The organism is Lacrimispora sp., from assembly GCF_031982545.1.
Lineage (GTDB): Bacteria > Bacillota > Clostridia > Lachnospirales > Lachnospiraceae > Lacrimispora.
Genome location: NZ_DALYXB010000015.1, coordinates 47,639 through 61,450 on the forward strand (window position 1 = coordinate 47,639; position 13,812 = coordinate 61,450).

12 protein-coding genes are annotated in these 13,812 nt (G+C 43.2%); 1 reads left to right on the top strand and 11 read right to left on the bottom strand.

What is annotated here, in order from left to right; all coding sequences use genetic code 11:
- Positions 1-128 precede the first annotated feature (128 nt).
- Genes citC through ABS301_RS21615 form a run of 6 tightly spaced genes read right to left on the bottom strand, consistent with a single transcriptional unit; the run spans position 129 to position 7,218 of the window.
- Positions 129-1,280, bottom strand: a complete 1,152-nt coding sequence (gene citC, locus ABS301_RS21590; protein ID WP_349674172.1) for a [citrate (pro-3S)-lyase] ligase — start codon at positions 1,278-1,280, stop codon at positions 129-131.
- Positions 1,207-2,160: a triphosphoribosyl-dephospho-CoA synthase CitG gene (citG, locus tag ABS301_RS21595; protein ID WP_349674173.1), complete on the bottom strand. Its 954-nt coding sequence runs from the start codon at positions 2,158-2,160 to the stop codon at positions 1,207-1,209. The genes citC and citG overlap by 74 nt, the downstream gene beginning before the upstream one ends.
- Complete coding sequence (citF, locus tag ABS301_RS21600; RefSeq protein ID WP_349674174.1) at positions 2,144-3,703, bottom strand: citrate lyase subunit alpha; 1,560 nt, start codon at positions 3,701-3,703, stop codon at positions 2,144-2,146. Before citF ends, citG begins: the two co-directional genes overlap by 17 nt.
- Positions 3,704-3,705: 2 nt before the next feature.
- On the bottom strand, positions 3,706-4,608 hold the full coding sequence (locus ABS301_RS21605) for an aldolase/citrate lyase family protein (protein WP_349674175.1): 903 nt from the start codon (positions 4,606-4,608) through the stop codon (positions 3,706-3,708).
- Positions 4,605-4,904, bottom strand: a complete 300-nt coding sequence (citD, locus tag ABS301_RS21610) for a citrate lyase acyl carrier protein (RefSeq protein ID WP_349674176.1) — start codon at positions 4,902-4,904, stop codon at positions 4,605-4,607. Before citD ends, ABS301_RS21605 begins: the two co-directional genes overlap by 4 nt.
- Before the next feature lie 16 nt (positions 4,905-4,920).
- The gene (locus ABS301_RS21615) at positions 4,921-7,218 is read right to left on the bottom strand and encodes a hydratase (RefSeq protein WP_349674177.1); all 2,298 of its coding nucleotides are present in this window, start codon (positions 7,216-7,218) and stop codon (positions 4,921-4,923) included.
- Between the two features lie 177 nt (positions 7,219-7,395).
- Here ABS301_RS21615 and ABS301_RS21620 point away from each other — a divergent pair, with 177 nt between their 5' ends.
- A complete protein-coding gene (locus tag ABS301_RS21620; protein ID WP_349674178.1) occupies positions 7,396-8,337 on the top strand; it encodes a LysR family transcriptional regulator in 942 nt (313 codons plus the stop codon).
- A gap of 48 nt (positions 8,338-8,385) precedes the next feature.
- Here the strand turns inward: ABS301_RS21620 and ABS301_RS21625 are convergent, their stop codons facing one another.
- From ABS301_RS21625 to ABS301_RS21645, 5 genes are all read right to left on the bottom strand, one after another.
- Positions 8,386-9,315, bottom strand: coding sequence for an ABC transporter substrate-binding protein (locus ABS301_RS21625; protein ID WP_349674179.1), 930 nt, complete (start codon positions 9,313-9,315; stop codon positions 8,386-8,388).
- A gap of 190 nt (positions 9,316-9,505) precedes the next feature.
- Positions 9,506-10,822, bottom strand: a complete 1,317-nt coding sequence (locus tag ABS301_RS21630) for an ABC transporter substrate-binding protein (protein WP_349674180.1) — start codon at positions 10,820-10,822, stop codon at positions 9,506-9,508.
- Positions 10,819-11,514 carry a response regulator transcription factor gene (locus tag ABS301_RS21635; RefSeq protein WP_349674181.1) on the bottom strand — a complete coding sequence of 232 codons (696 nt, stop codon included), beginning with the start codon at positions 11,512-11,514 and terminating at the stop codon, positions 10,819-10,821. The genes ABS301_RS21630 and ABS301_RS21635 overlap by 4 nt, the downstream gene beginning before the upstream one ends.
- Positions 11,507-12,820 (bottom strand): sensor histidine kinase, encoded by a 1,314-nt coding sequence (locus ABS301_RS21640; protein ID WP_349674182.1) that lies wholly within the window; start codon positions 12,818-12,820, stop codon positions 11,507-11,509. The genes ABS301_RS21635 and ABS301_RS21640 overlap by 8 nt, the downstream gene beginning before the upstream one ends.
- A 7-nt stretch (positions 12,821-12,827) precedes the next feature.
- Positions 12,828-13,775: a sugar ABC transporter substrate-binding protein gene (locus tag ABS301_RS21645; RefSeq protein ID WP_349674183.1), complete on the bottom strand. Its 948-nt coding sequence runs from the start codon at positions 13,773-13,775 to the stop codon at positions 12,828-12,830.
- Positions 13,776-13,812 lie beyond the last annotated feature (37 nt).

The window sequence follows — 13,812 nt, forward strand, 5'->3', positions numbered from 1 at the left end:
ATGACTTAATACAATAATACAACTGTGCAATATTTTTGTCAATCATTTTTTCATAAAAACAAGACTGCTGCTCCAGTAAATTAATTATTCACTGGGACAACAGTCCTATTCATATAAAATATATATTATTAAGCTTGTTCGATATAATCGTCAACCATTTCAAAAAGCGCCTGCTCTTTTTCGCTCTTATCCTTACTGGAATCTTCATTGGAGATTGATGAATTGATATAAGGACCAAAGATCTTTTTTAAACTACCTGTTTTTTGCACCTCGTACATGGATCCACCCCCTTTCATCAATACGTAACTTAATATATTCTCTGGTACCAGACTCCTTACCGCTTCATAATTGCCAGTCCTTATGTAATCTCTCACGCATGAGGCACTGATGGCGGTGCCTGCTGCCTGTTTTCTCTCTATCTCTATCACATTAATCCCAAATTCAGGAAGCAGCGTTTTCATGGATTGATTATAAACAGCGGTGACTTTACAGGTGGGTTCTGTTCCAACAAAACGCTTTCTGATAAAAAGTCCGGGAGCGATAAGGCGTCCGAATAATTCTAAATCCAGCTGGCAGTTTGCCTTTTGAGCCACACTCTTTTCTTTCATAAAATAAGTAGGAAAGGTGGCGGCAGATACAATATAATCCGACGTCTTATGGAGAATTACCCTGGGTAAATCCGAGACACCTGCTTTTACCATCTGATACCTTAAGTCAGGGGGATAAAAGCTTCTTTTGTCAGAGAGAACAAATAAATGCAGATAATCACATTCTTTTAAGCTCTCTTCGATCAAATACCGGTGTCCCAGTGTGAAGGGATTGCAATTCGCTACGATGCAGCCAATGTCAGCTTTGGGACTCAATGCACAAACTGGTGTTTCTTCTGTCAGGCTTTTCTGCCATGAAGAAAAGCCCCCAACCTTGTTCTCCATAAACAGTATTCTGGTAGTTTTAATAATGGTATAAAAGCCCAGATCCGAAAACATGATTTCATTTAGCGGCTTCGTATACAGAAAGATGTGAGTGCGCCCGCGTTCATACAGATACTGAATAAGTTCAGATACCAGTGTTCCTGCAAGTCCCTGCCCCTGATAGTCCGGATGGATCGCAATGCATTTCAGTACATTCTGATCCACGGAACCGGTAGCGATAATTTCAGAATCATCATTGAAAAGGCACACACTGTGTTCAATACCCTCGTCATAGTTAAGCCCCATGAATTCCAGAAAATTTTTCAGCTGCTCCAATTCTTTGCCGTTGAATAGCCTTCCTTCCTGCAATGAAATCCCTCCTATCTTTGAATGTTTCTGTCAGACTGTTTATAAAAATAGTGGCAGCCAGCAGATCGGCACATCCACCGCTGCTGTAATTTTTTTCTGTAAAATGTAAATCCAGTAACTCAAGTTTCTTCTCTGCTCCGGCTGCATAGGCACCTCCGGTTTTTAAAAAAGTACAGGCTGCAGACTGAACCTGTTTTAACCCCTCCATGCCAGTCCTTGCCAGGATATTGCCATCCTCTACGCTGCACATAAGAGTCATAAGAACCTGGATCTTAACCTGATTCCAGCTATGTCCGGAGCGAATTCCCCTTCTTAAGACAGGAAGTCCGTAATTTCTTATAGAGGGATATCCTTCCGCAGCTTCTCCCCGGATTCCTTTGGAACCGTATTGAAAAAGATTGCGTTCTCCGCTGCTTTTCGGAGCGCGGCTTTTTAACTGTTCCAGCTCGCCCAGAAGTATTGTTCTGGTCATCTTCTGCTCTGTCTCCAATAAAGTATCTAAAGTAATACGACGCAGCTTTCTGCAGCAGACTCCGGCGGCAGCACTGAGAATTCCTAAAGTAAAGATGGCTCCCTTATGGGTATTAACTCCGCCTGTTGCCTCATACATTGCCTGTTCAGCCTTTTGTCCGGTCCGGCGGATTACAGGGAATAGGTTTTCCGGTTCCTCGTACATGAGAATCCCCAAGAGAGCCATTTCTTCAAAACAGGGTGCTATGGCTTTGGCGCTTTCCTTAAATGTATCAAGATTCATATCTTTGTGGGCACCATTGGAATAAGGATCCACCAGTCCGGGTTTTGGTGCCGTATAAACTTCTTCCAGCAGCGCCGCTATTGCAAGCTGCCCGATTAAAATTTCAGGTTTATATACTAAATTCAAAGGGTTTCACCTGTCGGACAACATCCATAATCGTACCATCCCGGCTTTCAATAATACCTACCACCCTGTCACCAAACTCAACCTTCTGAGGCTCTCCGGCTATGGAATAAGCAATATCCCGTAATTGTTCAATTGTTTTAAATGGAAGATCTACACCCTTCATACATGCAATAAGATCTTTTCTCTTAGGATTGATCGCAATTCCGTAATCAGTAACAACTACATCAATGCTTTCACCCGGTGTGGTTACGGTGGTAACTTCACTGCACACAGCAGGTGTTCTGCCCTGAAGAAGGGGAACTATGACGATGCTGCATTTCGCACCTGCTGCCGTATCGGGATGTCCGCCCTGCGCACCGGTAATCATACCATTTGAATCCACCACTACGTTGCAGTTAAAATTAACATCTACCTCTAGTGCTGCTAAAATAACAAAATCAAGTTTGTTTACAACAGCGCCTTTATTAAACGGGTTTGCATATTCGCCGGCAGAAATCCGGAAATGCTTTAAATCCTTTACTGATTCAACCGCTGCCAGATCAAAGTCCTGGGTATCCAGCAGACAGTCCACTTGGCCATTGACCAGCAGATCACACATGGGTTTTGTCAGTCCCCCGACACCAAAACGCATTCGGATATTCTTCTCCTTCATAATTTTTGCAAGAGATATGGTAGATGCGATAGATGCTCCTCCAACCCCCGTCTGATAGGAAAATCCATCTTTAAAATAAGGTGCATGGGTAACAAATTGGGTACAATATTCTGCCATCATGAGTTTTCTCATATCAGTAGTGGGCTTTGCTGCTCCAGTTGCTATTTTTTTAGAATCACCGATTTCATCCACAACAACAACGTAATCTACCTTTGTCATACTGATGTGTGCGGGAAAATTGGGAAACGGCACCAGACAGTCTGTAATTGCAACAACCTTATCTGCATAATCCGCATCCACAACTGCATAAGAAAGAACACCGCAGTCATTTTTACCACCGATGCCGCGGCAGTTGCCGTAATCGTCACAGGTTGGTGTTCCGATAAAAGCAATATCAATTCTGGTCTCTCCTGATTCAATGGCTCTTACACGGCCACCATGGGAACGCATAATGGCAAGGCCCTGTAATTTTCCTGCTGATATTGCTTCCCCGATCTTACCGCGTACGCCAGAGGATTGAATCTCTGTAATGACTCCCTCTTCAATATAAGGAACGATAGGATCGTGTGCTTTTCCCAGGGAGCTGGCACAAATTGTTATGTCTTTCATTCCCATCTTATAGACTTCTTCCATGACCATATTAATAATATAGTCACCCTCGCGGAAATGATGATGGAAGCTCAGCGTCATTCCATCCCTGATCCCACACTTAACCAGAACCTGGTGTATATTCTCAACCAGCTTGCTTTCGGTGTTATTAATCACACATTTGGTTTCAGGACCCTTTTTTTTGTATGTATAGCTGTCCCGGTATTGATTTCCTTTAAATACTTCTTTTCCGGTTATTTTTAAAATTTCTTCCGGTATCTCTCTTCCAACCGCGTTTATCATTTTTATAAATCCCCCTTATAAACTCCGGATGCTTTTGCAAGTGAAATTGTGCGCATTGCGCCATCATAGAATGCGATATCAATCATTTTACCGTCTACCGTAAATACACCGATTCCCTTTTCCTTTTTATCGTCAATTTCCTTTACAACCTTTTCCGCAAAAATTATATCTTTTTCAGATGGGGTGAAAATATCGTGTACGATCGGGATCTGCCTTGGATTTATAATGGATTTTCCATCAAATCCCATGAGATGAATGGTTTCTACATCCTTTTGGAAGCCTTCCATATCATCGAGGTTTGTGTAAACTGTATCAAAACACTGTACCTTTGCAGCTCTTGCGGCAATCAGCATATTCTGTCTTGCACCCATCAGTTCCACTCCTGTGCCGGTAATACGCGTCTGAAGATCTTTGGTATAATCTCCTCCTGACAAGGCAACCCCTAACAATCGTTCAGAGGATTCACATATATCCAGCGCTTTCATAATGCCCCTTGCAGACTCCAGTGCCGCCATAATCAGAATGGATCCCATTGGACGGTTAAATCTGGCCTCTGCCAGTTCAATCACTTCTTCTACCAGTCTGACATCTTCAGGGCGCTCTGTCTTTGGGATCCGGATTGCATCACAGCCTCCTGCGACGGCTGCCATGATGTCTTCCTTCCATAGATTTGTATCCAGACCATTGATGCGCACGACGCGTTCCACTCCATGGTAATCGATTTCCCGAAGCGCATGGAATAAAGAAAAACGGGCTGCATCCTTTTGATTTTCTGCTACAGCATCTTCCAGGTCAAGAATCATGGAATCCGGTTTATAGATATAGGGATCCTTAATCAGTCCGGGCTTCTGACAGTTTAAGAACATCATACTTCTTCTCAATCTCTTTTTTTCAGGATGTATCATCGGATTGCACCTCCCCACGGAAGATCTTCGTATACATCAGCAGCTCTGAAGACGGCTCCTTCCACTCTCGCTTTTATTGTACAGTCAAGGGCTCCCTTATCAATAATTGAAATCTTCAAATCATGAATATCCAGGTTGTTAAGCGTTTCGTAAACAACCTTTTTAATCTGGTTTCCATACTGGTTGATAACAGAACTTTGTAAGTGGAATTCAATGACTCCGTCTCCAGGTTCGACCATTACCTGGGCATCACTGGATTCCAGTGTTCCAGCCATAGCCGGTTTTAAAATCTGCATGATAGTTCCTCCTGATTTATCTTTTGTTTCTGTTTTTATTAAAATTGATCAGACATCCGGCTTTCACGATTTCACGCTCATCCTTTGTCATGTCTGCGATGGTAAGTGTCATTGGTGATACATTATCGCAGTTAATTTTGTAAGCCTTAATATTCGTCAGATCACCATCCAGAATGTTTCTGATTCCTGGGACAAAGATATAATCTCCCACTTCAAAATCCGGTTCATCTTTCATCTGGAACGGTATCATTCCCCAGTTCATTACATTGGAGCGGTATCTCTTGGTTGCATACTCCTTCGTAATATTCGCTAATCCGCCAATTACTCTCTGGCAGCTGGCGGCCTGCTCTCTGGCTGAGCCATCACCCGGTTTTACTGCATAAATCATGCTTCCGATTTCTGTCTCTTCCGGATCAACGGTTAAATTCTGAAAGGAGGAGCGGATTACCTGAAATACGCGCTCCAGCTCTGGTTCAGCAGAACATACATTTTCTCCATTTATTCTTGCTTTCTCCAGACGGGCCACTTCTTTGGTTCTCTCTACATACATGGGATCTCTTCTGGACAATGTAAATTCTGCAAGGCCAAGGGGATTGGAACGGTAAGAAGAGGTTTCCCCAGATGGAATCAGTTCGTCTGTCGTTGTTACCTCATCCATTATCTTTGAGCAGACCTTTAAAAGTATGTTGTCAGTAAGTGCGCTCATTTCCGGCCAATCCTTGATGTTCGGACCATACGCCAGTTCGTTTGTGTTATCCCCTTTTTCATATCCGTAATATACCCGCTTGTCATAAACGGCTTTATCGAAGTGATAATCCGGAATCTGATTCCAGCAGTCAAATTCTGCTGCAGAGGTTAATACACCGCCGTTTGCCGCTGTGGCAGCAATGGAACGGGCATCCATTAATGCAACTGCAGACATCTGTCCGTCACCAGGCTTGGATCCTTCTCTGTTTGGGAAGTTTCTGGTAGTGTGCCGTATGCTGAGGCCATTATTACATGGAGTATCTCCCGCTCCAAAACAGGGGCCACAGAATGCTGTACGAATGACTGCTCCTGCTTCCATCAGTGTTTCTATCATACCTTTTCTTACCAGATCAATAAACACCGGCTGAGAGGAGGGGTAAACAGCAAGAGAAAATTCTCCGTTTCCGCAGGTTTTTCCTTTTAATGCATTTGCCGCTTCCACAACGTTCGTATAATTACCCCCTGCGCAGCCGGCAATCACTCCCTGCTGAACCATAAGCTTTCCATTTATAATTTTATCTGTTAATGAGAAGGAAGCGCGTCCGTCACTGATTCTTAATGCTTCTTTTTCAACTTCCCTAAGGATATCAGAAAGATTATCATTCAGTTCATCTATTTCATAAGTATTACTTGGATGGAACGGAAGGGCGATCATTGGCTTCACTGTGCTTAAATCCACATATACGCAGCCGTCATAATATGCAACGTCCGCCGGACTCAGCTCTTTATAGGAATCCTCTCTTCCATGTAGGGCAAGGAACTGTCTGGTATCTTCATCTGTTTTCCATATTGAGGTTAAACAGGTGGTTTCTGTTGTCATTACATCAATGCCATTTCTGAAATCCGTACTCATGGAAGAAATTCCAGGTCCCACAAACTCCATAACTTTATTTTTAACATATCCTTCTTTAAATACAGCACCGATGATTGCAAGGGCAATATCCTGGGGACCTACACATGGCTGGGGCTTACCGGTAAGATAGATGGCTACGACTCCCGGATAGGCAACGTCGTAAGTATCGCATAAAAGCTGTTTTACCAGTTCTCCGCCGCCTTCTCCGATTGCCATGGTTCCAAGCGCTCCATAGCGGGTGTGGGAATCGGATCCCAATATCATGCTTTTGCAGCCGGCATGCATCTCTCTCATATACTGGTGAATCACTGCAATATGAGGAGGTACATAGATTCCACCGTATTTTTTTGCGGCAGAAAGTCCAAACATGTGATCATCCTCATTGATCGTACCACCAACTGCGCATAAAGAATTGTGGCAGTTGGTCAGCACATAAGGAATGGGGAATTTCTTCATTCCGGAGGCCTTCGCTGTCTGTACAATACCCACAAATGTAATGTCGTGAGATGCCATGGCGTCGAATTTTAACTTTAAATGTGACATATCACCAGAGGTGTTATGTGGCTCTAATATGGAATAAGCAATGGTACCTGTTTTTGCTTCCTCTTTATTTACTGTCCTGCCAGTGAAAGAACCTGTTTTTTCAATGTCTTTCTCCGGAACAACCTCCGTTCCATTTATGAGATAGACTCCGCTTTCGTATAATTTAACCATGTGAAACCCTCCTGAGTTATGAAAGTAATTATGCTTTTACTATATAACCGTTCCGCCATATAGGCAAATACCATGTACCTTATAGCTCTTATAGGTTTTATCTATTTAAAAACTTTTCTTTTACCGGATATTGCTTTATACTGTAAGTACTAGCACGAACTGTAAGAAGGAGTAACTATGACCAGCCGAGAACTTTTATATGTAAAGACAGTAGCCGATGAAAAAAGCATTTCCCAGGCGGCCAAGAAACTATTTATTGCCCAGCCCTCACTCAGTCAGTCCCTTCAGAGAATTGAGGACTCTCTGGCTACCAAGCTTTTTAACAGAACTTCAGCAGGACTTACTTTAACCTATGCAGGAGAACGGTATTACCAGATAGCATGCAAAATTCTAAAAATATACGATGACTTTGAGACGGAAGTCAGTGACATTAATAATTTAAAGACAGGACGGATTCAGATGGGAATCACCAATCATTTAAGCACTATTATTCTTCCGGCGGTGCTTCCAGAATTCAAAAAAAACTGTCCGCAAATTCAACTTTCTATCTGTGAAGAAATTACAGCCAATTTGGAATCCAGGCTTTTGGCAGGGGAGCTGGATTTCGCCATTCTTCATGCGCCCAAGGAACTGACGAATCCCCAGCTTTATAATGAGATTTTGTCAAGAGATCCTTTTATAATCGCGCTTGAAGGCTCTCATCCCCTTGTAAAAAAAGCCATAAAAAAAGAAGGCTATTCTTATCCGGTTCTGGATTTAAAGTTGCTGAAGAATGAGCCTTTTATTATGGTACATAAACAGCAGAGAATCCGCCAGGTGACAGATACCATTTTAAGTAAAGCTGGAATCAGTCAGCCTAATATTCTCCTTACTCTGAAAAATTATGAAACCGCTTTTGGACTGGCAGGGCAGGGTCTTGGAGTAACACTTCTTCCGGATGACTATGCAAGAATCACACAGCTGAAAAATCCCCCGACTCTTCTGTCCATTGATGATAAATACAGCCCTAACTGGGATCTGTGTATTACATCTTTAAACGGCGGATTTTTATCCAGGGCTGACCAGTATTTAATTTCATTGGTAAGGAAAAACTTCTGCAATGAAGTTGTATATTTATGAATCGGAACATATCATGTCCAGGGTCCTTCCAGACATGATATGTTTCATTTACCGGTATTTTTCCATGAATGCATCCAGCTGCCTCTGTTTCTCAGCGATTACCCGGTCTATTCCTGCCATCTCCAGTTCATGGTTAAAAGATTCGATTCCGTTTTTTGGCCATAGTTCTCCGCATAGAAGGGCATTCTCATATTTGTCAATAATATTTTGACAGGCATCCACCTCCACCCTTACCTCTGATACATCAAACAAAAATCCCAGAGCAGGAGAATCCTTAACCGGTTCCTCCCAAAACACCACATAATCCAGCAGCTCTTCCTCTTCCTGCCACTGCTCAATTTCCACTCCTACCGGCCAGCTCCACACCTTAGAGGTCCATTGCCCGGCAGGTATGTAATCTGAATTTTCTGCCGGTTTTACATACCCCGCTGCAGCAAATTCATAATCAATGCCTTCCTGGCCATAGGCAAGCAAGCGGGATATCTCCACATCTGTATACATCAGATTAAGCACCTTCATTGCCAGTTCCGGATTCTTACTGTCCCGGCTGATACACCAGATCATATTACAACTGTCTGAATCAGCAATTCGGGGAGCCAGCTGAACAGCAGCCATGGGATATTCCACATAGCGGGCAATGTTAAAAATTGAAATCTCTGAAAGATTTAAAAAACTGCCAAAGGAATCTCCCTGAGCGAGATAACTCTGTCTGTCTTCTTTACCCATATAGGCTTTATCCAGAAACAGTCCCTGCTGATGCCATTCCCGCATCTGAAGACACAGGTTATAAAAATATTCCGACTTATAAAAGTTTTCAACCACGCTGCTGTCTTTGTCTTTATCCACCAATACGCCAATGTTATTGCCCAGCCGGTCCTGAATCATACGTGGTATGATTCTTCCGCCATGGGGGACAATCAGGTTCATATCGGGATAATGTTCCTTTACTGACAGCAGCATTTCATGAAGCTGATCCATGGTTTTAATCGAACGCCAGTCAATTTTCAGTACTTGAAATTATATTATATTCTTACACAACAAAAAAAGCGGAATATGTATTTTATACACATTCCACTTTTATCCCTTTCTTTCCACTACCCCCAATAAAGTTACAAGAGAAGTTTATGCCAAAGTAAACCTTGAAAACACATTTAAAATCTGATCTTAGTTATTTCTGCTGCTGTAAGTATTTACTGACTGTCCGCTGAAAGATCTTCATGCTGCTGTCCACATTTTTATTTTCCTGCAGTATTTTGGAGACTTCTCCATCCGCCAGATTCATGACCTGCTGATACTGGAGAAGCTTGGGTTCGATGATTCCGTTTTCAATAACATGGCACAGGAGTGTGCTGCTTATAACCTGTTCCCCTTCATCCATGTCCTCCTGAAGGCAATCCACCCCTTCCTGGGATGAGGCCACTGCTCTCAGCGCAGGCACTCCCTGGGAATAGCGGTAAACATCCATCTGCATTTCAACGGTATAGGTCAGTTGTTTTAAAAATTCCCAGGCAAGGGCTTCCTGTCTGGTTTTGCTGCCGATTCCGATTAGCAGGGCATCTACCTTGGATGTATTCCCTCCTTCTTTATCTGCCGGAAACGTGATACAGTCCCACTGAAATTTGGTATATTTCTTAATCCGGTACGGATAGGTTTTGTAGGTTCGGTACTCTGCAAAGGTGAGGGGCATAAAAGCCACTCTTCCAGCATTGAAATCTTCCTGTGTTACGCTCTGCCCCTGATTAATATCATTCAGGCGTTTGATGTATTTAACCGCATTTAAAACCCGGCTGTCAGTAAAGGATATCTGAGCCTGATTGTTCTCGTATAGATTGCCCCCGCACGTATATAAGGCATCCCGCCAGCTGTAATTATAAGTACCGAACTGATCTAAAAGCCCATCCTGATCCGTATCTTTTGTAACTCTCTGACAGATCTCAGCCATATCTTCCCAGGTCCAGTCTTCCTTTGGCATATCAATTCCTTCTTTGGCAAGAAGAGACTTATTAACAAACATCAGGGTAGGAACCACTTCATAGGGGAGGGCATACTGATGCCCCCCATTCCGTCCGGTATTCAAAGCAGTTGCGAAAAAGTCTTCTTTGTGAAAACTGTCATCAGAGGACATTAAATCTTCCAGATTCTTCATCACTCCAAGAGACGTAAACTTATCAAAATCAGAGTCTAGTACCATGAATACATCCGGCGTTTTTCCTTCTAAAAGCTTTCCTGCACACCACTCGGAGTAATCCTCTTTTGCAATTCCGCTGTAATAATGAATCTTCACATTGGGATGATTTTTTTCGAAATCTGCGATGGCCCGGTCGAATATTTTAAAACTGTTGGCACTTGCCACATCCCAGTTGCTGCCGGTAAACATACCAAATTCCAGGATAACGGGACGGCTGTTTTTATTGTAGAGAAAAAAGCAGGCCATAAGCAGAAGCAAACCAATCAGCCCACTTAAAATAAAGTGCCTTTTTTTCATAAAGCGCCCTCTGTTTCCAAGGGCCGCCCTTCCACCTTATTTCTCACGTTGGTCTGAACTGCCCAGATTGCAAGCTGGGTCCGGTCTCTTAAATTCAATTTATTTAAAATGGTGCTTAAATAATTTCGTACGGTTCCCTCTGATAAGTTTAAAGTCCGGGCGATTTCCCGGTTGCTTGCTCCTTTTTCAACCTGGGCAATGATCTTCCATTCTGCTCTCGTCAGCTCATCCATATTCTTTTCTTTGACTGTAATGGAGTAATCGGCTTTTGCCATCTGGGAGAACAGCCTTAAAACCTTTGCTGTTATATCCGGATTAATCATTGCCCAGCCATTGTAAACAGTGGTTATCGCATTGGCCAGTTCTTCCATGGAGACTCCTTTTAGTAAATACCCGCTGGCACCGTATTTCAGGGCATTGTATACATATTCATCATCGTCAAAGGTCGTCAGAATGATGATTTTAATCTGAGGGCAGCTTTCCTTTATGAGTTTTGTGCATTGGACCCCATCCATTTTAGGCATACGTACATCCATTAAGATCACGTCCGGCTTATTTTTGCGGATGCACCGCATCACTTCCTGGCCGTCTGACGCCACATCGGTAACGGTCATATCTTTCCTGCTGTTTAAGACAATCTGCAGACTCTGGCGTATCAGTTCCTGATCATCGGCAATCAATACTTTAATCATAGGTCTCTCCCCTCCGGATCGGTATTCTTGCATTTACGATAAAACCATCACTTCCATCAAATGTAACAGCTCCGTTCAGCATACGAATCCGCTCTTTCATATGCTTGGTTCCGAAACCGCTTTTCATTTCTTTACACCCAATTCCATTATCTTTAATCTGTATCAGAATATCTTCTTTTTCCATTTTCATGGTTACCCAGATCTCCTTTGCCTGCCCGTGGCGTATGGCATTGGTGATCCCTTCCTGAACCACACGGTAAATGGCATTCTCTTCGTCCTCACCGAATTTTAAATTACTTACCCTGCAGTCAAAATAGACTCTTGTTTCGGATACTGCATTGATGTCTGTTACCATCTTATTAATGGCAAATTCCAGGCTGAAGCGGTCCAGGGCATCGGGTCTTAGTTCGCTGACAGAACGGCGGATGTCCTTAATCCCATCTCGGGTGACTTTCGATATCAGCTCCAGCTGCTTTTTCGTCTGTTCCGGTGAAATGCCGATAATTGTTATACAGGCATCGATTCCGGCTGAAATCCCCGTGAGTGTATGCCCCAGCGTATCATGAATTTCCCTTGCCAGACGGTTGCGTTCTCTGGTTTCCGCCATTTTTTCCGCCATGAGAGAATACTTTTGCAGCTGTTCATTCACATCGTGGAGTTTTTCGTTTAATCCGTGTATTTCATCGATATTTCCCTGCTGCTCATTGATAATATTGACACAGTAAGCAACAAACAGGATTACATTCAAGGATATGAAAATGTTATAAATACTTAGAAAATACTGCTGTTTTGAGGCGCTGTAAAAAGCGATATAATCCTGTATGGAATACAGTCTGTAAGAGATTGACAGCAGTTCATAATCGGCGAGAATAAAACTTCCGATGGCAACGGCTGCCAGTATATATCTGGATTTTCCGTTTTTCACATACAGAATAACATTGGAAAAGACCAGCAGCAGGATTCCGTTATAGTTAAAATTCAGTTCAATGATAATGGCAAAGCAGGCAATAAAATCTGCAACCAGACTGGTTAAAATAACCTTGCTGTTGTTGGGAAACAACCGGTCTCTGATCACCATGCTTAAGGTTAGAAAACCTAACAACAGGGCACAGAGCCAGATTTTTGCATAGGGATACCAGACGATGGACTGAATTTCATTTAAAAATTCTCTGGCATCGTAAGCTCTTCGGATTTTTTCGATGGTAGCGTATATAAAAATACTGATCCCCATTACGGATATAATATTAATAACCAGGATTGCGGTCTGCAAAATCCTGATCCTGCCGTTAAATTTATTATCTTCCATCTCTCACCTACTGCCAGCCATCGATTTCGTATTCAGCCAGATTGTCCTTTGTAATGAAAGTACTGGACAGGCTGATATATGGGTCCACCGGTTCTCCGTTTAAGTACCGGTAGGCGGTTTCAGCAGCAACCCTTCCAATGGCTTTGGGGCTTTGGGCACTGGTTCCGGTCACATACCCCATGTCCAGAATCGCCTTAAAGTCAGGAGAACCGTCTATCCCGTAGATCAGGACTCCATCTTCCTTTCTGGCCTGCTGAAGTGCTGCCAGCGCACCAAGGGCCGTGGGATCGTTGCCCCCAAGAACCACATCAAACCCTTTATTCTGGTTTAAAAACTCTTCCATCACTTTGGAAGAAACCTCTATTTCCCCTGCTGCCGCATGCCGGTATACCACCCGGTAACCCGGATTACCTGCAATGGCATCGGTAAATCCCTGGGCCCGGTAGGTAATAGACATCTGAATGGGATTATCCAGTATTACAATATCCGCAGATTTCCTGCGCTTCATCATATCCAGGGCGCAAAGCTGACCTGCCTGATAGTTGTCCGTTTCAATCACGGATATAACCAGATCCCGGTCCTTTACCACGGTATCTACGTTAATCACTGCCACACCTGCTTTTTTACAGGCAAGTAATGCCGGACGGACCTCTTCCCAGTCCACCGGATTTAAGAAAAGCATGCTGATTCCTTCGTCGATGAGTTCTTCAATCTGTTCATTCTGTTTCTTCTGATCCTGCAAGGGATCTCTGGTTAAAAGAATATCTCCATTGGCTTCCACCACTTCTTCAATCCCCTGTCCCAAAACATTAAAGTAGGGATTATTCCGCGTCATATAGGTGGCACCAAATATGAGCGCTTCGTGAGGAGGTGCTTCGTCTTTCCTCCTGCTGCAGCCGGTAAACAAGGCTATAGTCAGTGCAATTAAGAGAAATACCCCAGCCTTTCTCTTCATGTATAAACACCCCCGTATTTTTTTATTTATTATATCA